General features: G+C 74.1%; 21 protein-coding genes. 4 read left to right on the top strand and 17 right to left on the bottom strand.

Features of this window, described 5'->3' with window-relative positions; translation table 11 throughout:
- From Dsi01nite_RS03360 to Dsi01nite_RS03335, 6 genes are read right to left on the bottom strand one after another with little or no spacing between them, the layout of a single operon-like run.
- Positions 1 to 366, bottom strand: coding sequence for a hypothetical protein (locus Dsi01nite_RS03360; RefSeq protein ID WP_203844504.1), 366 nt, complete (start codon positions 364 to 366; stop codon positions 1 to 3).
- A complete protein-coding gene (locus Dsi01nite_RS03355) occupies positions 366 to 2,096 on the bottom strand; it encodes a dipeptide ABC transporter ATP-binding protein (protein WP_239135648.1) in 1,731 nt (576 codons plus the stop codon). Before Dsi01nite_RS03355 ends, Dsi01nite_RS03360 begins: the two co-directional genes overlap by 1 nt.
- Positions 2,089 to 2,913, bottom strand: coding sequence for an ABC transporter permease (locus Dsi01nite_RS03350; RefSeq protein WP_203844503.1), 825 nt, complete (start codon positions 2,911 to 2,913; stop codon positions 2,089 to 2,091). The genes Dsi01nite_RS03355 and Dsi01nite_RS03350 overlap by 8 nt, the downstream gene beginning before the upstream one ends.
- Positions 2,901 to 3,872: an ABC transporter permease gene (locus Dsi01nite_RS03345; protein WP_203844502.1), complete on the bottom strand. Its 972-nt coding sequence runs from the start codon at positions 3,870 to 3,872 to the stop codon at positions 2,901 to 2,903. Before Dsi01nite_RS03345 ends, Dsi01nite_RS03350 begins: the two co-directional genes overlap by 13 nt.
- On the bottom strand, positions 3,869 to 5,197 hold the full coding sequence (locus tag Dsi01nite_RS03340) for an NtaA/DmoA family FMN-dependent monooxygenase (protein WP_203844501.1): 1,329 nt from the start codon (positions 5,195 to 5,197) through the stop codon (positions 3,869 to 3,871). Before Dsi01nite_RS03340 ends, Dsi01nite_RS03345 begins: the two co-directional genes overlap by 4 nt.
- A complete protein-coding gene (locus Dsi01nite_RS03335; protein WP_203844500.1) occupies positions 5,197 to 6,792 on the bottom strand; it encodes an ABC transporter substrate-binding protein in 1,596 nt (531 codons plus the stop codon). Before Dsi01nite_RS03335 ends, Dsi01nite_RS03340 begins: the two co-directional genes overlap by 1 nt.
- A 100-nt stretch (positions 6,793 to 6,892) precedes the next feature.
- On the opposite strand from Dsi01nite_RS03335, the gene Dsi01nite_RS03330 reads away from it, so the two are divergent.
- Entirely contained in the window at positions 6,893 to 7,996 is a 1,104-nt protein-coding gene (locus Dsi01nite_RS03330; protein WP_203844499.1) for a Gfo/Idh/MocA family protein, read from the top strand.
- On the opposite strand, the gene ispH is transcribed toward Dsi01nite_RS03330, so the two are convergent.
- Positions 7,991 to 8,941 (bottom strand): 4-hydroxy-3-methylbut-2-enyl diphosphate reductase, encoded by a 951-nt coding sequence (gene ispH / locus Dsi01nite_RS03325; protein ID WP_373318718.1) that lies wholly within the window; start codon positions 8,939 to 8,941, stop codon positions 7,991 to 7,993. The two genes, Dsi01nite_RS03330 and ispH, sit on opposite strands and share 6 nt — an antisense overlap.
- Before the next feature lie 401 nt (positions 8,942 to 9,342).
- Between ispH and Dsi01nite_RS03320 the strand changes: the two genes are divergently transcribed.
- Positions 9,343 to 11,124 (top strand): 1-deoxy-D-xylulose-5-phosphate synthase, encoded by a 1,782-nt coding sequence (locus Dsi01nite_RS03320; RefSeq protein ID WP_203844497.1) that lies wholly within the window; start codon positions 9,343 to 9,345, stop codon positions 11,122 to 11,124.
- A gap of 4 nt (positions 11,125 to 11,128) precedes the next feature.
- Complete coding sequence (gene ispG / locus Dsi01nite_RS03315) at positions 11,129 to 12,304, top strand: flavodoxin-dependent (E)-4-hydroxy-3-methylbut-2-enyl-diphosphate synthase (protein WP_203844496.1); 1,176 nt, start codon at positions 11,129 to 11,131, stop codon at positions 12,302 to 12,304.
- Here the strand turns inward: ispG and Dsi01nite_RS03310 are convergent.
- The 5 genes from Dsi01nite_RS03310 to Dsi01nite_RS03290 all read right to left on the bottom strand — a co-directional run bounded on the left by Dsi01nite_RS03310 (position 12,291) and on the right by Dsi01nite_RS03290 (position 19,752).
- A complete protein-coding gene (locus tag Dsi01nite_RS03310) occupies positions 12,291 to 13,040 on the bottom strand; it encodes an IclR family transcriptional regulator (RefSeq protein WP_203844495.1) in 750 nt (249 codons plus the stop codon). The genes ispG and Dsi01nite_RS03310 overlap by 14 nt on opposite strands.
- An 11-nt stretch (positions 13,041 to 13,051) precedes the next feature.
- The gene (locus Dsi01nite_RS03305; protein WP_203844494.1) at positions 13,052 to 14,410 is read right to left on the bottom strand and encodes a cytochrome P450; all 1,359 of its coding nucleotides are present in this window, start codon (positions 14,408 to 14,410) and stop codon (positions 13,052 to 13,054) included.
- A gap of 62 nt (positions 14,411 to 14,472) precedes the next feature.
- On the bottom strand, positions 14,473 to 15,522 hold the full coding sequence (locus Dsi01nite_RS03300) for a polyprenyl synthetase family protein (RefSeq protein WP_203844493.1): 1,050 nt from the start codon (positions 15,520 to 15,522) through the stop codon (positions 14,473 to 14,475).
- A gap of 23 nt (positions 15,523 to 15,545) precedes the next feature.
- Positions 15,546 to 18,098 carry a cytochrome P450 gene (locus Dsi01nite_RS03295; protein WP_203844492.1) on the bottom strand — a complete coding sequence of 851 codons (2,553 nt, stop codon included), beginning with the start codon at positions 18,096 to 18,098 and terminating at the stop codon, positions 15,546 to 15,548.
- A 214-nt stretch (positions 18,099 to 18,312) separates the two neighbouring features.
- Positions 18,313 to 19,752, bottom strand: coding sequence for an MFS transporter (locus Dsi01nite_RS03290; RefSeq protein WP_203844491.1), 1,440 nt, complete (start codon positions 19,750 to 19,752; stop codon positions 18,313 to 18,315).
- Positions 19,753 to 19,872: 120 nt separating this feature from the next.
- Between Dsi01nite_RS03290 and Dsi01nite_RS03285 the strand changes: the two genes are divergently transcribed.
- Entirely contained in the window at positions 19,873 to 20,556 is a 684-nt protein-coding gene (locus Dsi01nite_RS03285) for a TetR/AcrR family transcriptional regulator (protein ID WP_203844490.1), read from the top strand.
- A gap of 43 nt (positions 20,557 to 20,599) precedes the next feature.
- Here Dsi01nite_RS03285 and Dsi01nite_RS03280 read toward each other — a convergent pair whose 3' ends face one another.
- From Dsi01nite_RS03280 to Dsi01nite_RS03260, 5 genes are all read right to left on the bottom strand, one after another.
- Positions 20,600 to 20,884 (bottom strand): hypothetical protein, encoded by a 285-nt coding sequence (locus Dsi01nite_RS03280; protein WP_203844547.1) that lies wholly within the window; start codon positions 20,882 to 20,884, stop codon positions 20,600 to 20,602.
- A 113-nt stretch (positions 20,885 to 20,997) separates the two neighbouring features.
- Complete coding sequence (locus Dsi01nite_RS03275; protein ID WP_203844489.1) at positions 20,998 to 21,864, bottom strand: hypothetical protein; 867 nt, start codon at positions 21,862 to 21,864, stop codon at positions 20,998 to 21,000.
- 82 nt (positions 21,865 to 21,946) lie between these two features.
- Complete coding sequence (locus tag Dsi01nite_RS03270) at positions 21,947 to 22,324, bottom strand: DUF5655 domain-containing protein (protein WP_203844488.1); 378 nt, start codon at positions 22,322 to 22,324, stop codon at positions 21,947 to 21,949.
- A 59-nt stretch (positions 22,325 to 22,383) separates the two neighbouring features.
- Positions 22,384 to 25,017 carry a glycine-rich protein gene (locus tag Dsi01nite_RS03265; RefSeq protein WP_203844487.1) on the bottom strand — a complete coding sequence of 878 codons (2,634 nt, stop codon included), beginning with the start codon at positions 25,015 to 25,017 and terminating at the stop codon, positions 22,384 to 22,386.
- Positions 25,018 to 25,103: 86 nt separating this feature from the next.
- Positions 25,104 to 26,081: an LLM class flavin-dependent oxidoreductase gene (locus Dsi01nite_RS03260; RefSeq protein WP_203844486.1), complete on the bottom strand. Its 978-nt coding sequence runs from the start codon at positions 26,079 to 26,081 to the stop codon at positions 25,104 to 25,106.
- Position 26,082 lies beyond the last annotated feature (1 nt).

Genomic DNA, 26,082 nt, shown 5'->3' with positions numbered 1-26,082 from the left:
TCACCGCAGGGCGGCGGCCAGGAGTTCGTAGGTCTCCTGCACGGCTCCCGCCGCGCTCGGCACCACCACGGTCCCCGGGCGGTGGCGGACGAGCGTCATCAGGTTGTCGTCCATGGCGGCGGGCACGACCGGATCGCCGCCGAGCTCGACGAGCCGGTGGTGGTGGTGCCGGATCCACGGGTCGTCGCTCTCGCGGGCGAGCCACTCGAACCCCGCGATCTCCTCGACGACGGCGAAGTACCGCGGCAGGACCACATCGCGGCCGCCGTCCAGGTGGGTCGCCGCCATCGCCCGGATCAGCGGCCAGCCGACCGGCCACGTGTCGGCCGGCGCACGTCCCCGGACGGCGGCAGCCGCCGGGCGCATCACCGGCTCCGGGTGTCCGACCGGCCATGGTGAGCCTGTCCGTCCACACCGGACACGCCGCCGTTCAGCACCGCCTCCGCCCGGTCCACGCCGGGCACCGGCGCCTCCTCCGCCCGGTCCGCGCCGGGCACCGGCGCCTCCTCCGCACGGTCCACGCCGGGCACCGCCGCCAGGAGGCTGCGGGTGTACGGATGGCCGGGGCCGGTCAGGACGTCGTCGGCGGCGCCGGTCTCCACCAGCCGGCCCGCCCACATCACCGCCACCCGGTCGGCGATCCGGCGGACCACCGCCAGGTCGTGGGTGATGAACAGCATGGACAGCCCGAGCTCGGCCTGCAGCCGGGCCAGCAACCGCAGGATCTGCGCCTGCACGGTGACGTCCAGGGCAGACACCGGCTCGTCGCAGATCAGCAGCTGCGGGCCCAGGGCCAGAGCCCGGGCCAGGGCCACCCGCTGGCGCTGGCCGCCGGACAGCTCCGCCGGGCGGCGGGCGGCCACCGACGCGGCCAGCGCCACCTGGTCCAGCAGCTCCGCGACGCGGGCCTGCCGGGCGACCCGGTCGCCGGTGCGGAAGGCGCGCAGCGGCTCCTCCACGACCTGCCGGACGGTGAAGCGTGGGTCCATGGCGGCGTAGGGGTTCTGCTCCACGATCTGGATCCGCCGGTGCAGGTCGCGCCGGCCGGCGCGGTCCAGAGCCGCGACGTCGGCGCCGTCGAAGCGGACGGCGCCGGCGGTCGGCGGGTCCAGCCCGACGAGGAGCCGGGCCGTGGTGGACTTGCCGGAGCCGGACTCCCCGACCAGGGCGAGGGTCTCGCCGCGGGCCACGTCGAAGTCGATGCCGTCGACGGCGGGCGTGCCGCGGTACACCTTCCTGAGCCCACGCACGCTGAGCAGCGGTGTCCCGGCGGCGGGCCGGGCAGCGCCGGACTCCAGGCGGTGGTCGGTCAGGCGGGGCGCGTCGGCGACCAGCCGCCGGGTGTAGGGGTGCGCCGGGCCGGCCAGCAGCGCCCTGGCCGGCCCCCGCTCCACCACCCGGCCCTGCGACAGCACCACGATCTGCTGGGCCCGGTCGGCGGCGACGGCGAGGTCGTGGGTGATCAGCAGGACGGCGGTGCCAGTGTCCCGGGCAAGGACCTCGAGGTGGTCGAGGATCTGGCGCTGGACGGTCACGTCCAGGGCGCTGGTCGGTTCGTCGGCGATCAGCAGCTGCGGCCGGCCGGCGAGGGCGATGGCGATGAGCACCCGCTGGCACATGCCGCCGGAGAGCTGGTGCGGATACTGGCGGGCGCACCGCCGCGGGTCCGGCAGCCCGGCCCGATCGAGGAGGTCGACCGCCTGGTCGAGGGCGTCACGCCGGCTGGTGGCCCGGCGGTGGATGTGCAGCACCTCGGCGACCTGGGCACCGACCGGCAACACCGGGTTCAGCGAGCCGACGGGGTCCTGCGGGATGAACCCGATGCCCCGGCCGCGCACTGCCCGCAGGTGCCGGTCGGTGCCGGTCAGCAGGTCGGTGCCGGCGAACAGGACCGTGCCCGCCTCGGTCCGGGCGTGCTCCGGCAGCAGGCCGATGACCGCGTGCGCCAGGGTGCTCTTGCCGGAGCCGGACTCGCCAACGACCGCGACGACCTCGCCGCGCCGCACGGTCAGGTCGACGCCGGCGACCGCCGGGACGGTATGGCGGCCGGTGCGGTAGCTGACCCGCAGTCCACGCACGGAAAGCAGGTCAGTCACGGCGGTGCTCCAGCTCCCGCGCGATGCGGTTGGCGGCCAGGACGATGCCGGCCACGGTGAGGCTGGGCAGCGTGGTCAGCCACCACGCGGTGTTGAGGAAGTTGCGCCCGCCCGACACCAGGGCGCCCCATTCGGGGGCCGGTGGGGCGGCGCCGAGGCCGAGGAAGCTGAGGGTGGAGATGAACAGGATCGCCGCGCCGAACTCGAGGGCCGCGAGGACCAGGACCGGCCCGGCCGTGTTGGGCAGGACGTGCCGCAGGGCGATCCACCAGCCGCGGCTGCCGGCGCAGCGGGCCGCGCCGATGTAGGGCGCGGCGCGGACCCGCAGCACCTCGGCCCGCATCACCCGGGCGAAGGTCGCGGCGGTGGCGATGCCGACGGCGACCGCGACCTGCACCGTGCCGAAGCCGAGCGCGGTGATCAGGGCGAGGGCGGTCAGCAGGGCGGGGATGGCGAGCATGACGTCGACGACCCGCATGATCAGCGCGTCGGCCCAGCGGCCCAGTGAGCCGGCGGCCAGGCCCACGGCCGAGCCCACGACGAGGGCGACACCGACCGCGATCAGGGCCGCCTGCAGCGACAGCGCGGCGCCGTGCACCACCCGGGCGAACAGGTCACGGCCGAGGTGGTCGGTGCCGAGCAGGTGCCGCAACGAGGGTGGCTGCAGGCGCTCCGCGGCGACCCCGGCCAGGGGGTCCTGCCGGCTGAACACCCCGGGCAGCACCGCCCAGCCGGCCACCACGGCCAGCCACAGGCCGCAGAGCACCAGGTCGAAGCGGCGCAGCGGGGCGAGGGCCGGAGCGGTCAGATCGACCATCGCGGGTCGGCCTCCTTCCGGGGGACGGGCCGGCCGGTGGTGATCCGCGGGTCCAGGACCGGATACGCGGCGTCGACGGCCAGGTTGACCAGGACGAACCCGACCGCGCCGAGCACCACGGCGCCCTGCACGACGGGGATGTCCTGGCCAAGGACCGCCTCCGCGGTGATCCGGCCGACGCCCTCGCGGGAGAACACGGTCTCCACGACCACCGCCCCGGCGAGCAGGTTGCCGACGATGATGCCGCTCAGGGTCACGGCTGGCAGCGCGGCGTTGCGGGCCGCGTGCCGCAGGTGGACCCGGGCCCGGCCGGCCCCCTTGGCCCGGGCGGTGTCCAGGTACGGCTCCCGCAGCGTGTCGCGCAGGCTCTTGGCGAACACCTGGGCGAGCACCGAGCCGCACGGCAGGGCCAGGGTGACCGCCGGCAGGACCAGGCTCTGCCAGCCGTCGTTGCCCAGCGCGGGCAGCAGCCGCCACCGGAACGAGACGAAGTCGACCAGGAGCAACCCGACCCAGAACGTCGGCACGGAGGTGCCGATGCCGGGCAGCGACAGCAGGACCTGCCGCACGGCGGGGCGCCGGCTGGACGTGGCCGCCAGCGCGATGCCGAGCCCGCCCACCACGGCCAGGACGAACGCGGTGAGGGCCAGCAGCGCCGTCTGCGGCAGCGCCTGGGCGAGCATCGGGGCGACCGGGGCACCGGTGCGGATCGACGTGCCGAAGTCGCCGTGCAGCGCGTGCCACAGCTGCGTCACGTACTGCCCGGGCACGGAGCGGTCCAGGCCGTACTGGCTGCGCAGGTCGTCGATCTGTGCCGGGGTGTAGGTGCCGGCCGAGCCGCCCAGCATGACCGAGACCGGGTCGCCCGGCAGCAGGTACAGCATCGCGAACGACACGGTGAAGGCGGCCCACAGTACGAACAGCGCCCGGACCGCCCGCTGCGCGACGTAGCGTGTCATCCGGCCAGTGCCACCGGCCGGGCCGGCACCGGCACCGGCAGCCCGTAGTGCTCCCGCAGGGTGGTGCCCCGGTACCCGGTCCGGAACAGCCCGCGGCGGCGCAGGATCGGGATCACGTGGTCGACGAAGTCGGGCAGCCCGTCGTGCAGCGTGTCGGGCATCAGGTTGAACCCGTCCGCCGCGCCCGAGGAGAACCACCGTTCGATGGTGTCGGCCACGTGCTCCGGCGTGCCGACGGCGACGAGGTGCCCGGGACCGAAGGCGCGCAGCAGCTCGCGGACCGTGCTGCCCTGCCGGGCCTGCCGCAGCAGCGTGTCCTCGCCGGGCCCGGCCGGGCCGTGCACCTCGGTCAGCAGCTGCGGCGGCACCGGGTGGTCCAGGTGCAGCGCGCCGGCGTCGACCCGCAGCTTGGTGGCCAGGCCCTTGAGGACGCCGGTCTGGTCGGCGAGGTCGCGCAGCGCCTCGCGCCGCTGGACGGCCTCGCGTTCGGTGCTGGCGACCGAGGTGCGCAGCCCGGGCAGGATGATGATCGAGTCGGGGGCGCGGCCGTAGCCGAGCGCGGCCCGGCGGATGGCCGCGGCGTTGGTCCGGGCGTCCTGCTCGTCGACGGCGGCGGAGAAGACCGCGTCGGCGGTGCGCCCGGCGAGGTCGCGGCCCTCGACCCCGCCGCCCGCCTGGTAGATGACCGGGTAGCCCTGCTCCGACGGTGGCAGGGTGAGTGCGCCGCGCACCGTGAAGTGCTCGCCGACGTGCTCGATCGGGCGGATCCGGTCCGGGTCGGCGAACTGGCCGGTGACCTCGTCGGCGATCAGGGCCCCCGGCTGCCAGCTGGTCCACAGGGCCCGGACCACGTCGACGAACTCGTTGCCACGGGAGTAGCGCTGCTCGCGGGTCGGTTCGGTGCCGCCGAAGTTGCGCGCCGACGCCGAGTTGTAGGTGGTGACCGCGTTCCAGGCGACCCGGCCGTGACTGATCAGGTCCAGGGTCATGAACCGGCGGGCCACGTTGTAGGGCTCGTTGTAGCTGGTGGAGGCGGTGCCGATCAGCCCGATCCGCTCGGTGGCCCGCGCGATGGCGGTCAGCACCAGCGTCGGTTCGAGGCCGTTGTACGGGGGCAGGGTGTGGATGTCCTGCACGATGCCCGGCGAGTCGGCCAGGAACACCGCGTCCAGGGTGCCGCGCTCGGCCACGACGGCGGCCTCGACGTAACGGTCGACGTGCAGGAACGACAGCGGGTCGGTGCCCGGCCAGCGCCACGCGCCGGGGTGCTCGCCGAGGCCGCCGAGCAGGTTGACGTTGAGGTGCAGTTCCCTGGTCGCCGGCATCACTTGCCACCCTTTCCCGCGCGTTGGACGTCGATGAACTGCAGGCGCGACGCGGCGTCGAAGCGCACCCCGCGGACCTTCGCCGACAGCCCGACGACGGTGGTCGGCTCGTATACGGGGATCGCCCAGCCGTCGTCGAGCAGCAGCTGCTGTGCCAGGGCCACCTGTTGCGCCCGGCGGGCCGGGTCACCCTCGCCGGCCTGGGCGTAGAGGGCGTCCTGCAACGGCCCGGCGGTCAGCCGGACGGCGTTGAGGCCCTGGACGGTGAAGTAGTTGCGCAGGATGTCGGGGTCCGCGGCCGAGGCGTTGCCCCAGATCAGGTCGTAGTCGCCGTCCTTGAACGTCTGGATCGCCTGGGCCACCGGGGTCGGCTTCAGCACGACGTCCACGCCGATCTTCTTCAGCTGCTGCTGGATCAGCTCCAGGCTGGACTGGGCCAGGCCGGAGTCCGGGGTGTAGTAGCGCACCACCAGGCTGAGCCGCTGGCCGTTGCGGACCCGCATGCCGTCCGCGCCGGGCACCCACCCGGCGGTGGTGAGGATCTCGGTGGCGGCGGCCGGGTCGGCGGACAGCTTCCCGCCGAGGTCGACGTAGCCCAGGGTGGGGGCGGACAGCACGCTGGTGGCCGGGTGGTAGTCCGGGCTCAGGATGGTGTCGACGACCTGGCGGCGGTCGACCGCGCGCTGGATCGCGCGGGGCACCGCGCCGTCGGCGACCAGGGGGCGGGACCGGTTGACGTTGATCCCGTAGACCAGGCCCGGGTTGGGCCGGGCCGAGATGACCAGCCCGGCCCGCTTGACCCGGTCGGTGTCCTGCGGGCCGACCCCGAGCACGGCGTCGGCCTGCCCGGACTCGAGCAGCCCGACCCGGACGTTCGCCTCCGGCACGATCTTGAAGACCAGGCGGTCGAGGTACGCGGCGCCGCGGTTCGTGATCCGCGCCGGGCTCCAGGCATAGCCGTCCCGGCGGCGCTGCACGACCTGCTGGTTGCGGGTGTACTGCTCGAGCAGGAACGGCCCGGAGCCGACGACGCCGTTGGCGCAGCGGTCGGCGGCCGGCTGGGCCAGGCTGGACTTCGCGACCAGGCCGAGGCTGGTGGTCGAGGTGGCCTCGAGGAACTGCGCGTTGGGCTTGGCGAACTCGACCCGGACCGTGCGCGGGTCGACCACGACGCTCTCGCGATAGCCGGACAGATACGTGGCGGCCTGCACGGCCTTGGCGCCGAGCTTGACGAGCCCGTCGAAGTTGTCCTTGACGGCCTGGGCGTCGACCGGGGTCCCGTCGCTGAACGTGGCGCCCTCCCGCAGGTGGAAGGTGAAGCTGGTGGCCTTCGGGTCGGCCTCCCAGGAGGTGGCGAGCCAGCCGCCGAGCTTGCCGGTGTCCGGGTCGTGGTCGGTCAGGGAGTCGACGAACTGCCGGTTCACGGTGATCGCGTCGCTGCTGCCGGCCTGCTGCGGGTCGAGGCACTGCGGGTCGGAGGTCACCGCGACGGTGAGGGTGCCGCCCGCCTGGGCCGACGAACCCGCCGCGTCGCCGGCGCCGCAGCCCGCGATCAGGAATGCCACGGCGGCCGCCGACGGCACCAGGTGTCTCATCGAAAGCGCTCCCCCGATTTGTCGATAACATCGATCGGTTAGATATGGTTTTAGCCACAACTATTCGGGGATGCTCCCCGTTTCACGTACCATAGGGGGAGTGACCCCGTTTAGCAACTCATCGATCCGGGTCGGGCTGGTCGGCGCGAGCCTCTCGGGCGGCTGGGCGCTCCGCGCGCACCTGCCCGCCCTCGCCGCGCTCCCCGAGTTCGAGCTGACCGCCGTCGCGGCGTCCACACTGGACAGTGCCCGCCGGACCGCCGACGCCCACGGCGTGCCCCTGGCCTTCGGTGACGCCGGCGAGCTGGCCCGCCACCCCGACGTCGACCTCGTCACGGTCGCGGTGCGGGTGCCCGCGCACCGCGCGGTGATCCGGGCCGCCCTCGCGGCAGGCAAGCACGTCTACTGCGAGTGGCCCCTCGCCGTCGACGCCGCCGAGGCGCGGGAGCTGGCGGACCTGGCGGCCGGATCGGGCGTGGTGCACGCCGTCGGCCTGCAGGGCCTGCATTCCCCCTCGGCGCGCTTCGTGCGGGACCTCGTCGCGGGCGGCCGGATCGGCGGGATCTGGTCCGCCGCCGCCGTCTTCGCCGCGCCGGGCGCCCTCGGCGGCGACCGCATCCCGCGGGCGCAGGCCTGGGCGGCCGACCCCGCCGCCGGCGTGGACCTGCTGAGCGTCTCCGGCGCGCACCTCCTCGCCACCCTCGCCGACCTGGTCGGCGAGCCGCGCGAGCTCACCGCGGTCGTCGCCAACACCACGCCCCTCGCGACCGTCGCCGAGACCGGCGAACCCGTCGCGGTGGGCCGCGCCAACCAGGTCGTCATCGGCGGTGTCCTGGCCGGCGGCGGGGTGCTGTCGGTGGCCGTGCAAGGCGGCAGTCCCAGCGGCGCGGCCGGATTCCAGCTGCGGATCCTCGGCAGCGCCGGCTCGCTCACCGTCACCCCGGCCCAGCCCGGCGGGTCGATGCAGATCGCGGACTGGACCGTGCTCCTCGCCACCGGGGACGGCCGGGCCGAGCCGTTGCCAGTGCCGGACGGGTACCGCACGGTCCCCGCCGGCGTCCCGGCCGGACCGCCCGCCAACGTCGCCGCGCTCTACCGGGAGATCGCCCGGGCGATCGGGGAGGGCCGCCCGGCCCACCCCGACTTCCGCACCGCCGAGCGCTACCACGACCTGGTCGAGCGGGTCCGGAGGGTGGCGCTATGAGGCCAGCTCGCGGGGCAGGTTGAAGGTGATGGTCTCCGTGGCGACCCGGCGCTCGACCACCTCGACCGGCCCGAGCCGGCGCAGGCTGCGCACGATCCGCGCGACCAGGGTCGGCGACGCCGACGCGCCCGCGGTCAGCCCGACCGTCGTGGCGCCGGCCAGCTCGGCCAGCCGGACACCGGTGACGTCCTCGATGAGCCGGGCCGACTTCCCGGCCCGCTCGACGAGCTCCACCAGGCGCACCGAGTTCGACGAGTTCCGCGAACCGACCACGTACACCAGATCGGACTCCCCCGCGACCGCGAGGACCGCCCGCTGCCGGTTGGTGGTGGCGTAGCAGACGTCATCGCTGCCGGGCCCGGTGATCTGCGGGAACCGTTCGCGCAGCGCGGCGACCACCGCGGTCACCTCGTCGACGGCCAGGGTGGTCTGGGTCACGTAGGCGACGGGTCCGTCGATGTCCGGCAGCGCCGCGACGTCCGCCGCGGTCTGCACGAGCCGGGTGCGTTCCGGCGCCTCGCCGAGGGTGCCTTCGGCCTCCTCGTGCCCGGCATGCCCGATGAGCACGATCTGGTGGTCCCGCCGGGCAAAGCGGCGCACCTCGCTGTGCACCTTGGTGACCAGGGGGCAGGTCGCGTCGATCACCCGCAACCGGCGTCCGGCGGCTTCCTGGTGTACGGACGGCGCGACGCCGTGGGCGGAGAACACCACAGTCGCCCCTGCGGGTACCTCGTCCAGTTCGTCGACGAAGACGGCGCCCCGGTCCGCGAGGTCGCGCACCACGTGCAGGTTGTGCACAATCTGCTTGCGGACGTAGACCGGGTGCGGGAACCGGGCCAGCGCCTCCTCGACGATCTCGATGGCCCGCTCGACCCCGGCGCAGAACGACTGCGGCTGCGGTAGCAGCACAGTGCGCGCCCCGGCCGCGGCGTGCCAGCCGGCCAGCACCGCGCCGACCGTGCCGGTGCCGTCCGGACCGTCCACTGTGTACACGGCGACGGCCGGCGCCGGCGGCGCCGGCAGCCCGAAGGACGCCCAGGTGCCGGTGTGCACCCGCAGGCCCCGGTGCCGCAGTTCGGCCGTCAGCAACGGGTTGTCGTCCCCGTCGGGGACGAGCACGTCACCGGCGGCGAGCCCGTCGCGTCGCGGCACCGCACCGGTGATGACTTGAGCCGGCATGAGTCGCCTCCCTTGTTCGACCCGGTGATCGTAGGAGCGGGGCGGGGTCCCGCCCGAGGCCCGCGTTCCGCCCGACGGCACGCACGTCTGGTCGCGGCCGCGCCCGACGCCGTAGACCACAGGGTGGGCGGCACGCCCGCCGCCGAACATCCGGGCGAAGGAGCACCATGGCAGTACTGGACTCCATCCGAGAGCCGCACGACCTGCGGACGTTGGGTCGCGACGCCCTGCGGGAGCTCGCCGCCGAGATCCGCCGGCTGCTCATCGACCGGGTGAGCCGCACCGGCGGGCACCTCGGGCCGAACCTGGGCGTGGTCGAGCTGACGCTCGGCGTCCACCGGGTCTTCGACTCACCGCGGGACCGGATCCTGTTCGACACCGGCCACCAGGCGTACGTCCACAAGATCCTCACCGGCCGGGCCGGGCAGCTGGACGGGTTGCGCCGCAAGGACGGGCTGTCCGGCTACCCGTCCCGGGCCGAATCACCGCACGACATCATCGAGAACTCCCACGCCTCGACCGCGTTGAGCTACGCCGACGGCCTCGCCAAGGCGTACCGGCTGCGCGGCGAGGTCGACCGGCACGTCGTCGCGGTCGTCGGCGACGGCGCGCTGACCGGCGGCATGTCCTGGGAGGCGCTGAACAACATCGCCGCGGCCCGGTCGCCGAACGTCGTGGTGGTGCTCAACGACAACGGCCGCTCCTACGCGCCCACCGTCGGCGGCCTGGCCGAGCACCTGACCGCGCTGCGCGCCGGATCCACCGGCGGCGCCGCGGCGTTCGAGCAGCTGGGCCTGCGCTACCTCGGGCCGGTCGACGGGCACGACCTGGACGCCGTCCAGCAGGTCCTGCGGCAGGCCCGCGACCTGCCGGAGCCGGTCGTCGTGCACTGCGTCACCCGCAAGGGCGCCGGATATCCGGCGGCGGAGCAGGACGAGGCGGACCAGTTCCACAGCGTCGGCGTCATCGACCCGGCCACCGGTCGGCCCCTGGCCGGGGCGGGCGGGCGGAGCTGGACGTCCGTGTTCGCCGAGGAGATGGTCCAGGTGGGCGCCGACCGTGCCGACGTGGTCGCCGTCACCGCCGCGATGCTGCAGCCGGTGGGCCTGGACGCGTTCGCGGCCGCGCACCCCGGCCGGGTCTTCGACGTCGGCATCGCCGAGCAGCACGCGGTGACCTCCGCGGTCGGGCTCAGCCTCGGCGGGCTGCACCCGGTCGTCGCCATCTACGCCACCTTCCTCAACCGCGCCTTCGACCAGGTGCTCATGGACGCGGCGCTGCACCGCACGCCGATGACGCTGGTGCTGGACCGGGCCGGCATCACCGGCAACGACGGCCCGAGCCACCACGGCATGTGGGACCTGTCGCTGCTGCAGCTCATGCCCGGCCTGCGGGTCGCGGCGCCCCGCGACGCGGCGACCCTGCGGGCCGAGCTGCGGGAGGCCCTGGACGTCACCGACGCGCCCACCGCGCTGCGGTTCCCGAAGGGCACCGTCCCGGCGGACATCCCCGCCGTCGGCCGCTGCGGCACCGCCGACGTCCTGACCCGCGGCACCGACCCGGACGTGCTGATCCTGGGCGTGGGTGCGATGGCACCGGTCGCGGTGCGCACCGCCGAGCTGCTCGCCGGGCGGGGCATCGACGCGACGGTCCTCGACCCGCGCTGGGTGACGCCGCTGGACCCGGCGGTCGTGGCCCTCGCCGCCCGGTACCACCTCGTGGTCACCGTGGAGGACAACAGCCGCTGCGGCGGGGTCGGCTCGGTGCTGGCGCAGGAACTGCGCGACGCCGGCGTGCACACCCCGCTGCGCAACTTCGGCATCCCCCGGCGCTTCCTGGCCCACGCCGCACGCGCCGAGGTGCTCACCGACATCGGCCTGGACGCCGACCAGCTGGCCGCAGCGGTCGCCGACACGTACACCGCAACCTTCACCTGGCAGGGAGTGTGACGACATGACGGTGACAGCGCTCGGGCTGCCCCGCCCACCGATGGCCCCACTGGCCGCACCGCGACGGTCCCGGCAGGTGATGGTCGGCCCGGTGCCCGTCGGCGGCGGCGCCCCGGTCTCCGTGCAGTCGATGACGACCACACCGACCGCGGACGTGAACGCCACCCTGCAGCAGATCGCCGAACTGACCGCGGCCGGCTGTCAGATCGTCCGGGTCGCCGTGCCGTCGCAGGACGACGCCGACGCACTGCCGGCGATCGCCCGCAAGTCACGGATCCCGGTGATCGCCGACATCCACTTCCAGCCCCGGTACGTGTTCGCCGCGATCGACGCCGGCTGCGCCGCCGTGCGGGTCAACCCGGGCAACATCAAGCAGTTCGACGACAAGGTGGGGCAGATCGCGCAGGCGGCATCGGCGGCGGGCATCCCCATCCGGATCGGCGTCAACGCCGGTTCCCTGGATCCGCGGCTCCTGCGCAAGCACGGCCGGGCGACGCCGGAGGCGCTCGTCGAGTCCGCGCTGTGGGAGTGCTCGCTGTTCGAGGAGCACGGCTTCCACGACATCAAGCTCTCCGTCAAGCACAACGACCCGGTCGTCATGGTCCGGGCGTACCGGCTGCTGGCCGAGGCGTGCCCGTATCCGTTGCATCTGGGCGTGACCGAGGCCGGGCCGGCGTTCCAGGGCACGATCAAGTCGGCGGTGGCCTTCGGAGTGCTCCTCGCCGGCGGCATCGGCGACACCATCCGGGTGTCGCTGTCCGCCCCGCCGGTCGAGGAGATCAAGGTCGGCACCCAGATCCTGGAGTCCCTGGGGTTGCGGCAGCGGGGGCTGGAGATCGTCTCCTGCCCGTCCTGCGGCCGGGCGCAGGTCGACGTGTACACCCTCGCCGAGCGGGTGACCGCGGCCCTCGAAGGGTTCCCGGTGCCGCTGCGGGTGGCCGTGATGGGCTGCGTCGTCAACGGCCCCGGCGAGGCGCGGGAGGCCGACCTGGGCGTCGCGTCCGGCAACGGCAAGGGGCAGATCTTCGTCCAGGGGAAGGTCGTGGCCACCGTGCCGGAGGCGCAGATCGTGGAGACCCTCGTCGCGCACGCCGTCCAGATCGCCGAGGACCTGGGCGTCGACCTGTCATCCGAAGCGTCCGGAGCGAAGGGCGCGGGCCCGACGGTCAGCGTCGCGTGACGTCCGTGCGCAGCGTGTGGGAGGCGGCGGCCGCAGCCTCCCGCACCTGCCGGGACACCCGCGCGACGTCGGCCCGGCCGGCCGGGCCGGCCACCATGAGCGCGGCGGCGATACGCCGGCCCGGCGCCCAGACCGGAGCCGCGACGCAGTCGACGCCGGCCCGGAAGGCCCCCCGGAATGCGCCGGTGTCCACGGCGAGACCGCCCGCGCGGAGCCGGTCGAGGTCCGCGTCCAGCCCGGCGGGTGCGTCCGCGCCGGCCGGCACGTCCGGGTCGAAGGCGAGCAGGATGCGGCCCATCGCGGTGCGGTGCGCGGGCGTGATCCGCCCCAGCCGCACCGGCAGTGGCACCGCCTGGTGCCCGTGCAGGTCCTCCAGGCACAGCACGCCCTCGTCGTGCGGCACGCCCAGGTACACGGCGTGCCCGGTGAGCGCGAACAGGTCGAGCAGGTGCGGCAGGAGCCGGTCGCGCAGCACGGAGGCGCGCGGCCGGCCCGACTGCCCGGCCAGCTCGATGATCCGGTGCCCGAGCCGGTAGCCGTTGTCCCGCCGGTCGGCCAGCCGCAGGCTGGTCAGGAGCGACAGGATGCGAAACGCGGTGGACTTCGGCAGGCCGGTGCGCCGCGCCACCTCCGACACCCCGATCGAGCCGCCGTCGGCCGGGAGGTTGCCCAGCACGAGATACGAACGCTCGATCGCCCGCCCGGCTCCGCTGAGGCCTGACAGCGGGGGCGTCACGGCGACGCTCATCATCTGGCGCCGGGGCGGGACCACACGATCAGCGGCAGGTCCCGCGGCTGCAGCATCGGTGAACGCGCCGGCCGGATCGGGTGCCCGGGCACGCCGTGCACGCTCCAGCGGCGCGCGACGGTGGCGATGAAGACGACCATCTCGGCCCAGGCGAACGGCTCGCCGATGCAGCTGCGGTTGCCCGCGCCGAACGGCAGGAAGGCGGTGCGCAGCAGGGCCGGTGTGCCCGGATCGCGCCAGCGCTGCGGGTCGAACGTGTCCGGCTCGGGGTACACGGCCGGGTCGCGCTGGATCGCGTGCACCGAGAACAGCACGTTGCTGCCGGGCGGGATCACGTGCCCGCCGAGTTCGAGCTCGGTGACCGTGCGGCGGGTCAGCAGCCACGCCGGCGGGTACAGCCGCAGCGTCTCGGTGATGACCTGCCGCACGTACTTCAGCTCGCCCAGCGTCTCGTAGCCCAGCGGGCGGTCCGCCAGCACCGCGTCGACCTCGGCAGCGATCCCGCGCTGCACCTCCGGGTGCCCACCGATGAGGTGGAAGGCCCAGCTCAGCACGTCCCGGGCGGTCTCCACGCCGCCCAGGAACAGGGCCATCGCCTCGTCGTGCACCTGCTGGTCGGTCAGGCCCGGCCCGCCGTCCTCGGCCCGCGCCTCCAGCAGGATCGCCATCAGGTCGCCGTGGTCGACCCCGCGCCGGCGGTACTCCTCGATGACGCCGCCGAGGGAGCCGGCCAGCCGCTGCCGGGCCGCGTCGAACCGCCGGTTGCCCGGGGTCGGCAGCTTCTCCAGCCACCCCACGGGCAGCGCGATGCGCCGGGTGACGCCCTTGAGCAGGACCGGCAACGACTCCTCCACGTCGACGGCGACCGAGTCGCCCAGGCCGGAGGAGAACAGCGCCCGGCACACCACCGCCACCGCGAACGCGTGGATCTCCTGGTCCATCTCGATCCGCCGGCCGTCGTGCCAGCCGTTGACCCGGGCCGCGGCCGCCTCCCGCATCTGTTCCACGTAGCGGGCGATCTGCGTGTGGTGGAACGCCGGTTGCATCAGGCGCCGGTGCGCCATGTGCGTCGGCTCGGTCGAGTTGAGCAGCCCGTCACCCAGGAACGGGGCGGACTTCTCATACGCCAGACCCTTGTCCAGCTTGCGGACGTCCCTGGTGAGGATCTGGTGCACCAGCGTCCGGTCGTTGATCACGTACGCCGGGCTCGGGCCGAGGCGGATGACGACGACGTCGTCGCCGGTGCCGTGCAGCGACCGGAAGAAGCCGCGCGGGTCGGCCAGCAGCCGGTGCATGTGCCCGAGCAGCGGCAGCCGCCCCGGGATGCGGGTGGGCGTGGGCTGGAGCGTGGCGGTCATCGGAAACCTCCGTGGGCCGTGAGCGGTCGGTCAGTGGGGCGGCCTGGGCCGCCGGCGGTCCGTCAGTGGGCGCGGTCGACGATGAACGCCACCATCTGGTGCAGCTGCGCCGCGGCGGTCGGGTCCACCGCGGCCGCGTCGATGCTCCGCCGCGCGCCGTCGAGGTGCCGCCGGGCGTGCTCGGCGGCGAGGGCCCGGCCGCCGGCCGCGTCGATCAGGTCCGCGGCCCGGCGCAGCGCCCGCTCGTCGGTGTGCGGCGTGCCCAGCAGCGCGGCCAGCTCGGTGGCCGCCGGGCCGAGCGCTCCGAGCGCCGCGACGACCGGCAGCGTCTTCTTGCGCGCCCGGAGGTCGCTGAAGACGGGCTTGCCGGTGGCCGCCGGGTCGCCCCAGATGCCCAGCAGGTCGTCGACCGCCTGGAACGCCACCCCCAGCTGCCGGCCGAACTGCGTCATGGTCGTGACCACCTCGGCGGGCGCGCCGCCGAGCAGCGCGCCGAGGCCGGTGGCGCAGCCGAGCAGGGCCCCGGTCTTCAGCAGCGCCAGCCGCTGGTAGTCGGCCAGGGTGACCGCCTGCGGCCCGGTCCATGGGCGGCCTTCGAAGGCGAGGTCCTCGGCCTGGCCGTTGGACAGGTCGACCAGCATGCCGGACAGCTGCCCGGCGGCGGCGAGGGCGACCGCGTCGGGCGTGCGGGCCAGCACGTCGGCGGCCAGGGCCAGCAACGCGTCGCCGACGAGCAGGGCCGGCCCGACGCCGAACGCCTTCCACAGCGTAGGGCGGTGCCGCCGCCGCTCGTCGCCGTCCATGATGTCGTCGTGCACCAGGGAGAAGACGTGCACCAGTTCGACCGCCACAGCACCGGGGACGGCCGCTTCCGCCGTGCCGCCGACCGCCTCGGCCGACAGCAGCGCGAGGGCCGGGCGGACGCTCTTGCCGCTGCCACCGCCGCCCGCGGCTTCGGTCCAGCCGAAGCTGTACGCGGCCAGCCGGGCCAGGTCGGGGTGCAGCCGGTCGACGGTGCCGCGCAGCGCCGGTGTCACCAGGTCCCGGCAGCGTTCCAGGGGGTCCGAGCCGCGGAGTGCCGGCGCCGTCAGCACGGGGTTGGGCTGGTTCATCGCTGTCCCCTCTCGTGGTGTGCTCAGCGCACGTCGGTCAGGACCGGCGGGGCGGACACCGGACTGCGGTCGCGGCGGCGGGGCAGCATGAGCAGGCGCCCGGTGCCCAGCGACGCCTTCGGCACCGCGGTCTGCGGCCCGGCACCCGCCTGGGGGCGCAGCCGCCATCCGGTTGCGATCGTCGCCAGGGTCAGCGTGGTCTCGGCCTGGCCGAACGTGTCGCCGATGCACTTGCGGTTGCCCATGCTGAACGGGACCATCGCGCCGCGCGGCAGGCCCTTGGCGCGTTCCGGCAGCCACCGGTCCGGGTCGAAGACCTCCGGGTCGGGGAACAGCGCCGGGTTGTGCCCCTGCGCGTAGGGGCTGTACATGACGATCGACCCGGGTGCGATCCGCCGCCCGGCCAGCTCGGTCTCCTTGGTGGTGGTGCGGGTGAGCAGCCAGGCCGGCGGGTACATCCGCAGCGTCTCCTGCAGCACCTGCCAGGTGAAGGTCAGCCGGGGCAGGTCGTCGAAGCCGGGCGCCCGCCCGCCGAGCACGTCGTCGATCTCGGCGTGCAGGCGGCGCTCTACCTCCGGGTGCTGGCCGAGGATGTGGAAGACCCACGCCATGGTGTTGCCGGTGGTCTCCGTCCCACCGATCAGCAGGGTCATGACCTGGTCGTAGATCTCCTCGTCGGTCAGCTTCCCCCCGGTCTCATCGTCGCGGGCGTTGACCAGGATCGACAGCAGGTCGCCGCGGTCGACGGCGGACCGCCGGGTGTCCTCGATGGTCTCCCGGATCACGTCGTGCATGCGGGCCCGGACCGCGTCGAAGCGGCGGTTGCCCGGTGTCGGCACCTTCTCGTGCCACCCGACCGGGGCGACCATCCGCTGGTACACCCCGCGCATGATGATGGGCATGCAGTAGGCCACCTCGGGGATCGCCCGGTCGCCGACGGTGGTGCCGAACATCGTGCGCGCGGTGATCCGCAGGGTCAGTGCGTGCATGGCGTCGCTGACGTCGAAGGCCTCACCCTCGTGCCAGGCGTCCGTCACCGCGTCGATCTCCTCCGCCATCAGCGACACGTACCCGCGCATCCGCGCGTGGTGGAACGCGGGCTGCAGCATCCGGCGCTGGTGGCGGTGGTCCTCCCACTCCGAGCTCACCAGGCCGTTGCCGACGAGCAGGCGGGCCTTCTCGAACAGCGGGCCGCCCTTGTCGAAGGTCCGCGAGTCGAGCAGGACCTGCATGACGACGTCGGGATGGCAGGCCAGGTAGGCCGGCCGCGAGCCGAGCCGGATCTCGACCAGGTCGCCGAGGGCGGGCAGCTGCTTGAGGAACCCCAGCGGCCGGCGCCAGAGCTGCAGGGCGTGCCCGAGCACCGGCACCGCACCGGGCGCCACGGCGAAGGTCCGCTGCGGCCGGTCCGCGGGCTTGCGCGGCTCCTGGTTCGCCCGCTTCTCCCGGCTCGCCGGCGGTCCGTGCGGCACCGGGCAGCGCGCCGCGTCGTTCCCGATGTCCACAGTGGATTCGGTGGCCGGGCTCCTGGGGGTCTCCCGGAACCGGGCCACCGGGGCGTCGAGGTCGAGCCAGCCGTGGGTGCTGCCATCCCAGACCGAACCGTCGCCGTAGTAGCGGGGCGTGAGGTACTCGAACTCCTGGCTGCCGCCGATGAGGTGGTCCAGGCCGCGCAGGTAGGCGCGGATGTCCTCGCGCCCGCCCAGCGGACCCGCGAGGACCTCGTCGCGGGCGGCGATGTAGGCCCGCTCGTGGTGCTCGACGAGGCCGCACAGGCGGTCCACGGCCGGCTGCAGGTCGTACCCTTCGCGCTCGATGAGGACCCGGACGACCGTCATCTTGTCGTCCTGGGCGTGTTCCTTGCGCCACGACAGCAGGTCGTTGACGATGATCATCTGCCGCCGGCAGTGGAGGTGCACGTCGGCCAGCTCGCCGATGAACTCCGTCATGTCGACGGCCGCGCCGTACTCCGTCATCAGCTCGATGAAGTCGCAGCCGAAGCTGTCCAGCCGCACGGCCAGGCAGGCCTCGTAGTCCGGCACCTCGCCGGTGAGCTTGGCCTTGATCTCGGTGGCGCAGCCGCGCAGGAACGCTTCCAGGCTGTCGCCGAAGCGCCGCACCTGGGCCCGGCTCAGGCCGGGGCTGATGCGCCGCCACAGGTCCCGGCCGGCCGCGCCGTACCTCCCGCCGTCGGCGGCCGGCGGCGCGGCGCCGCGAAACTCGGCCATGAGGGCGGCGAAGACCTCGCGGGCCGCGGTGTCGCTGGCGCCGAGCGCCGAGCGGTCTGACACGAAGCTGTCGATGACGGTGACGTACTGGTACCAGTCGGCGATGTCCTGCGCCCGTTGGCGCTCCGCCGCCGGCACGGTCAGCGGCCCGTAGATGCCGTTGCGCTGGCGCAGGAAGAATGCCAGGTCGGCCTCGGCGGCGAAGGTGTCGCCGAGCCACCGCCGGATCCACCCGTTGGACGTGAACTCGATGCGGGCGGCGTCGGGGTGGTACGCGACGGGCAGCAGTCTCGGCAGCTCGGGCAGGTAGAACTCCCGCACCTGACCGGTCTGGACGCCGTGTTCCATGGGCCCTCCTGAGGGTGTCCACAATCCGGGATACCGACCCACTGGCCACCTGGATCGACACGGACAAATGTGCCAGGCACCTCTTCTATTGTCAACTATTCCGATCGGTTGAATAGATTATTGACGACACCGACGTGGGCGTCCGGACAGCGAGCCGTGCCGCGGGTACACCACGGCACGGCTGCTGTGTTCGCGTCCGGGAATGCCGGATCGGTCAGGCCGCACGCCGCGAGGGACGGATCGCGACGGCGACGAGGATGAAGGCCAGGACCACGCTGACGGTGGCCGCGACGAATGCGTTGCCCATTGCGTGCGCGGTCAGCGCCGGGGTGGACGCGGCACCGTGGCGCAGCGTCGTGCCGTACACCGTCACCAGGATCGCCAGGCCGAGCGACCCGCCCACCTGCTGCATCGTCTGCATGACCCCGGCGGCCGCGCCCGCGTCGCGGGGCGCCACCCCGCCGAGGATGAGGGCGGTCAGCGGCATCAGGAACGTGCCGATGCCGACGCCGAGCATGAGCATCGGCACCAGCAGGCCGGGCGCGTAGGCGGTGTGCTCGCCGAGCCGCGACAGCCACCCAGCACCGCCGGCCACCACCGCCAGCCCGATCAAAATCAGCCGCAAGGCCCCGACCCGGGGCAGCAGCCAGGGCGTGCATCGGGACATGCCAAACATGCCGGCCGCCATGGGCAGGAAGGCCAGACCGGCCTGCAGCGCCGAGTAGTGCAGGATGTCCTGCAGGAACTGGGAGATGAAGAACAGCACACCGAACAGGCACGCCATGGTCAGCAGCACGGTGGCGTAGCCGGCGGCCCGGTTGCGGTCGGCGAAGAGCTGCAGCGGCACCGTCGGGTGCGGGACCAGCCGCTGCACCACCAGGAACACGGCGAGGAGCACGACGGCCGCGGCGAAGGCGGACAGCGTCAGCGGGTCACCCCAGCCGACCTCGGAGGCGCGGATGAACCCGTACACCAGCGCGGCCGTGGCGGCGGTGCCGGTCAGCGCGCCGGCGATGTCGACCCGGCCGGGGTGGCGCTCCGGGTCGGCGATGTAGATCGGCGTCAGGACGGCGACGACGACACCGAACGGCACGTTGATGAACAGCACCCAGCGCCACGAGGTCCACTCGGTCAGCAGGCCGCCGAGGATCATGCCGATCGCCATGCCGAGGCCCGCGAGCGTGGAATACACCGCCAGGGCCCGGTTGCGGGCCGGGCCTTCCTTGAAGTTGGTCATCAGCAACGCCATCGCACCCGGGGACGCCAGCGCGGCACCGAGGCCCTGCACGGCGCGGGCGGCCAGCAACCACCACGCCGTGGTGGCCAGGCCGCCCAGCAGCGAGCTGACGGTGAACAGGACCACCCCGGTCACGAAGACGCGGCGGCGGCCGAACACGTCACCGGCCCGGCCGCCGAGCAGCAGCAGCCCGCCGAACGTCAGCGTGTAGGAGCTCAGCACCCACGACAGGCCGGTCGCGGACATGTGCAGGCTGTCCTGGATCTGCGGCAGCGCGATGGTTACCACGTTGTTGTCCACGATGATCATCAGGTAGCAGGTCACGAGCAGGGCGAGGATGACTCCCGGGTGTTTGCCGAGCCGTCCGGCGCCGTGCTTCGGCGCAGCCGGGCTGGACGTGGCCGTGGAAGCAGACATGAAGATCCTCACGTGCGCAAGCGCCGGCCGAGATCAGCCCAGGCACTACCGGGGACTATCCCCGTTTATGCGATGTTACGATAGGGGGATGGTCCCCGTTTTGCAAGCAGGATGGCGCTGATGGCCGCCCGGCGCAGCCCCGCCGCGGGCACGGCCACCGCCACCCCGCCGGCACCGGCACCCCCGCGCCAGCCCACCGCCCCGCCGCCTGCCGCCGCTGCGCCCACGGCGACGCCGGCACCCGCGCTGGTGCGGCGGGGTGCCCGCGCCGACGCCCGCCGCAACTACGAACGCCTCGTCGCCGCCGCGACCGAGGCCTTCCACGAGCACGGCGCCGAGGCCTCGCTGGACGGCATCGCCCAGCGCGCCGGCGTCGGCAACGCGACCCTCTACCGCCACTTCCCCACCCGGGAGGCGCTGATCGAGGCGGTCGTGCGCGAGCGCTTCGAGCAGCTGGCCGCGCACGAGCCGGACCCCACCACCGACCCGGCCGAGGCGCTGGGCACCTGGCTGCGCGAGTTCGTGGCCTACACGAAATCGTTCCAGGTCCTGCCCGCCTCGGTCCTCGCCTCGCTGCGCGAACCGACCGGCCCGCTGCACCACTCGTGCGGCGTGATCCAGACCGCGGCCACCCGCCTGCTCACGGAGGCGCAGCGCACCGGCGCGGTGCGCACCGACGTCAACGCCACCGACCTGCTCATCCAGGCCACCGGCATCGCCTGGGCCACCGACCGCGGCCCGGCCGACGCCAACCGCCTCGAGCGCCTGCTCACCCTCCTGATGGACGGCCTGCGCCGGCGCTGACCCGGGTCCGGGATGCGGCGCTCCCGCCGCACCCCGGCCGGTCTCAGGCGGTCCGTGGATACGCGTTGTACAGGCGGATCACGTCGGCCCAGTCCTGAAACAGCATGAGCGTGGAGTCGTTGCCGCCGGACAGGATGCCCTTCGCGCGCACACCGTCGCCGTCGAGGGAGAACACCGGGCTGACACGCCAGCGGGCGGCGAGTGCGGCGTCACTCTCGACGGTGCCGGAGCCGGGCCCGGCGTGCACCGGCAGGGCCGGCAGTAGAGCGAGGGGCAGGGCGGTCAAGACGGCGGTGCCCAGAACCCGTGCCCGGAGGACGGTGTTCACGTGGTGGTCTCCTCCCATGGATGCGTGCCATCGCCGACCGTCGCCGAGCGGTCGGTGGTGGCGAGTATGGAAGGGGTATTGACGAACCGGCCTGGACACGCTGTCCCGTGCGGTCAGGCGCCGCCGGCCGCTTCGCGCAAATGCGGCCGCTCGGCGGACCTGATCCACCACCGCCCGGCACCGAGCACGAGGCCGGGCACCAGGAGGAACACCGCCGCCTGGGCGGGGTGCGCCAGCACCGGGTAGTCCAGCGCGCCGAACGGCCGCGGAAACCCGAGCTGGATCGCGACGAACCCGGCCGCGCCGGCCGCCATCAGCGTGTGCACCCTGGATCGCACGGCCCGGTCGGCCACCGTGCCGGCCGCCAGGGCGAGCGCCGCGATCGCCGCGAACGTCACGCCGGCGACGGCCCGGGCGAGATTCGACGAGACGACGAAGCTGACGTGCCACCCCGGGTCGCCGGTGGTCCCGGGCAGCGGCTCGTAATAGTCGCCGAGCAGCGGGATCGCCGCCGCCGACAGTGCGGTGACCGCGGCCGCCGCCGCGAGCAGCCGGTGCCCGCCGTGGCCGAGCCGGTCGTGCCGCCAGGCGGTGCCATGTGCGGCCGCGGCAGAGCCGCTCACCAGCACCGCCGCCACGGTCGCCAGCGCCGGTGGCCACAGCCGCAGGTCCAGCGGGACGGCGTCGTGCGGGAGGGCGACGACGATCTCGAACAGCACGCCCGCCCAGGCGCCCAGCGCCGCGACGGTCCGCCACCCGGACAGGACCGCGACGCTGATCGCGAGCCAGGCGCCCGCGCGGGGCCACGCCTCCCACGGCACGACGGACAGCGGGTCGCCTGTCCGCGCGAGGAAGGCCCCCGCCTCGACGAGCGGGCGCAACTGACGGGCCGCCAGGATCACCACCACGATGACGGCGAGCACGTCGACGGCGTCCAGCCAGCGGGTTCGGCTGGACGGGGCATCGCCGGACAGGGCCACGCCACGACTCCTTCGTTCGGGTCGTTCGATGCCGTGCGCACCCGCCCGCCGAGTACGGATGCTTGGACGAGCATATCCACGATCACGGGTTCGCGAGGTGCCCGCCCTGGCCGACCTGGTAGGCCTCGGCCAGCCAGCCGGCGAAGTCGTCGTCGAGCTCGCCGAGCGAGACGACGCGGTAGCGGTTGACGAACAGGCGCTTCGTGTACGGCGTGGCCCGGCGGATCCGCGGGTCCTCGAGGGGCCGCCGCAGGTCGAGGTACCCCTCCAGCCACCTGGCGCCCGGGCTCGCGCCGGCGAATCCCCGCCGGGTCCCCTTCAGCGTGATCGCGGTCTTCGCGATGGCGTAGGTGAACGGCCCGCACGCCTCGGCCAGCTCGATGAACCGATGGTAGAGCGCGACGGTCCCGGCGGGCCTGCCCGCCAGGTGCCGCGCCACTGTCCACTCATCGTCGTCCATGCGGCCGATGGTATCGGCCCGGCCCGGTCGCGGTTACAGCGTCACCGGGCGCGGCCGCGCTACCGGCTGGCCACCGCGATCGGCACCGCGGTGCCGCGCCGCCGGGAACCCAGGCCGACCAGGGCCGCGCCGGTCGAGATCATCGAGGCGCCCACCAGGATCAGGTTGACCAGCCCGAGGCCGGTCACCGCGAGCGTCGACGGCACCACGTTGGCGGCGTAGGTCGACTCCGCGGTCTGCCCGTAGGCGTCGATCACCCGGTACCGGACCGCCTTCGCCTGGCCGGTGAAGCCGTTCACGGCCACGAAGCTGATCTTCCCGTTCGCCGGCTGCAGGATGTAGGTGCCCTGCCCCGGGATCCGCACCAGCGTCGCCGGCCGGCCGCGCGCGTCGAGCAGCGTGATCGACCCGCCGCTGGGCACCGCGAGCTGTGCCGTCTGCGTCTCGTCCACCGGTCCGGTGGTGTTGCGCGACGGCGTCTCCGGCGGCCCGGGGATCGTCACCAGCGGCGTGTAGGTCGCGTTCGCGGTCTGCCCGTAGGCGTCGGTCACCATGTACGGGACCGGCGGCAGCTGGCCGTGGAAGCCGAGCACCGGCGTGAACGTCACGAGCGCGCTGCCCGCCTGTGGCGACGGATTCGGCACCGTGCCGGCGGCGGACGCGGTGGCCGTGACGGACGCGGTGGCCGCAGTGGCCGCGGTGGCCGCAGTGGCCGTCGTGGCCGGGGCGAGGGTCAGCGTGTAGGTGCCCTTGGCCTCGATGAACAGCGACGTGGTCGGGTTGCCGTTCGCGTCGATCAGCGCGATGCTGCCGCTCGCCGGCACCGGCAGCGTCGCCGTCTGCGGCGTGACACCGACACCGGACGTGGTGCGGTCCGGCGCGGCCGGCGGCGGCGGCTTCGTGACGGTCGCCGTGTACGTGGAGTCGTCGTGCTGCTGGTACGCGTCGGTCACGCGGTAGGCGACCGATCCGGCGACGCCGACGAACCCGGCCACCGGGCTGAACGTGAGCCGCTGGTCGGTGCCGCTCCAGCCGTAGGTGCCCTCGCCGGACCGCGTCACCGTGGACACCGGATCCGCGCCGTCGAGCAGGGTCACGGTCACGCCGTCGGGCACGTCGACGGCGGCCGACTGCGCGGCCGTCCCCAGGCCGGTGCTCGTCTTCGCCACCGCGTGCGGCGGCGCGGGCTTGGTGACCGTCGGCGTGTACGTGGAGGTGGCGGTGCGGCTCTCGCTGTCGGTGATCCGGTACCCGGCCGGCGTGGCGACCCCGGCGAATCCCTTGACCGGCGTGAACGTGAGGACGGATCCGGTGCGGGTGTAGCTGCCCTGCTGGGCCACGGTCACCGTGGTGGCCGGCTGGCCGCCGGCGCTCAGCAGCGTCACCGTGCAGCCCTCGCAGCTCGCCACGGTCGCGGTCTGGGGCGCGGTGCCCACGCCGGCGCTCGTCAGCGGCGCCGCCGTCGGCCCCGGGGGCGGTCCGACGGTCGGGGTGTAGGTCGACGTCGCCGACAGCGAGTCGGCCGTCAGCTTGTACGTGACCGGTGCCGCGACACCGGTGAAGCCGTTCGCGGGGGTGAAGGTGATGACGCCCGTGCCCACGGCGAGGGTGTACGTGCCCTCGGCGGGCACCAGCGTCACGGTGGTCGCCGGCTGGCTGGCGCCGTCCAGCAGTCTCACCGAGCCGTCGAACGGGATGGTCGCGGTCGCGGTCTGCGGCAGGCCGTAAGGTCCGGACGAGGTCAGCGGGGACGCGGTCGGTGGGGCGGTCCACTGGATCACGACCATGCCGTTGCCCTCGGCGTCGCCGATGCCGGCCGTGTGGAACCCGTCACCCGCCCCGGCGGAGTTCTCGTCGACCGCCTGGACGGTGGACGCCGCCGAGACTCCGGTGACGGCCTTGTATCCGGACCCGCCGCCACCGGCGCCCGACAGCGCGGCGCTCAGGGGGCTGGGCACGCAGTCGCCGCCGCCACCGCCGAAGTAGCCGCCGCCACCGCCGCCGCCACCCTTGTAGCCGTCGCCGCCGGCCCCGCCGGAGTACATCCCGCCCCAGTCGGCCTCGCCGCAGCCGTTGTTGCCGGGGCTGCCGGCCACGGACTGGGTCGCGCCGCCGCCGGAGGCGACGTTCACGCCGGCCCCGCCGGTGGTGCCGCCACCGCCGCCCGCGTCGCGGGTCGTGTCGATCGCGCCGGCACCGCCGCCACCGGCGATGAACTTCGGATCCACCCCGTAGGAGGTGCCCCAGACCGCCGACATCCCGCCGCCGCTGCCGCCGTCGCTGACGCTCTCGGTCAGGCCGCCGCCCGAGATGCCGCCGCGGCCGCCCCCGCCGTAGGTCCCGACGACGGAGTGCTGCTGGCCGGCCTGGCCGACCGTGATCTTGAGGACCTGCCCGGGTGTGACGGTGAGGGTCCCCGTGGTGAAGCCGCCACCGCCGCCCTTGGCCCCGTCGCCGTTCGCGCCGCCGGCGCCCCAGAGCTTCACTCGGAGACCGGTGACGCCGGCCGGGACGGTGAACGTCTCGTCGGCGCCGGTGTAGCCGAAGCGGGCGCAGTCGGTGTAGGTCACCGGTGTGCACGTGGTCGACGCCGTCGCGGACGTAGCTCCCGGCCCGAACACGCACAGCGGCACCGCCAGCGCGCCCAGCACGGTGGTGGCCACCAGCCGCCGGATCCTCAAGGTGTGTGTCAAGCTGCTCATCCCCCGTATGTCAAGCAGGCTGACTCACCCTAAACGGCATAAACTCCTGTATGCGGATATTTGCCGTAAAAAGGGCATTAGCGGGAGTCTGCGGGCGGCCCCTCCGCTGCGCCGTACACCCGGACCCCGGCGGTGCCGGGCACCACGGCGTGCGGGTCGAAGGGCGGCCCGGCCGCCGGGAAGGCGGGTTCGCCGACCGGCATGTCGGCCAGCCCTGACACCAGCTCCGCCAGCCAGTCGAGCTCGGCGAGGTCCGCGGTGCAGGGGAAGAGGATGACCTCGTCCGCGCCGGCCGCGCGGAAGCGCCGGATCTGTTCCGTGACACCGGCGGTGCCCCGGCAGATGCCGGAGTTGACGAAGCCCGGCGGACCGCCCTGGCGGAAGTACGACGCCAGCCACCGGCTCGCGTCGTCGTCGAGGTCCTCGCTGGAGCTGAACCAGCCGCCGGCGACCAGCCGGGGGCGACCGGACCGGCCGGCCCGCCGCCACGCGGCGACCGAGGCGGCCGCCTCGGCGGAGAAGAACTCGGGCCGGATCCCACCGGCGACGTAGCCGTCGCCGTGCGCGACCAGGCGGTCGAGGGCCCGCTGCGACGCACCGCCGATGAGGATCTCCACTGCGCCCCTCGGCGCCGGCCCGACCAGCTGCTCGTCGTCGTGCGCCGGCCGGGAGGTGAGCGCCGCCAGCTGCTCGTCGAGCAGCGCGCCGCGCCGCTGCCACGGCACGCCGGCGGTCTCGTAGTCCTGCCGGCGCGCCCCCACGCCGACGCCCAGCGTGACCCGGTCCGGGGCGAGCGCGGTCAGGGTGCCGACCTGCTTGGCCAGCCATGGCGAAGGCCGCAGCGGGGTGAGCAGGACGTTGCTCATGATCCGGACGCGACGGGTGACCGCGGCGGCCGCCGCCAGGGTCATCATCAGGTCGAGGTTGTCGTACCGCAGCCGGTCGGGGACCGCGACCGAGGAGAACGGGCCGGCGTCGGCCCGGCGCGCCCACTCCACGACCACGCGGCCGTCGACCCCGGGAATGCCGCTCGGCAGCACCACACCGATGTCCATG

The organism is Dactylosporangium siamense (genome assembly GCF_016862795.1).
GTDB lineage: Bacteria > Actinomycetota > Actinomycetes > Mycobacteriales > Micromonosporaceae > Dactylosporangium > Dactylosporangium siamense.
This window is presented reverse-complemented; position numbering and strand designations above follow the sequence as displayed.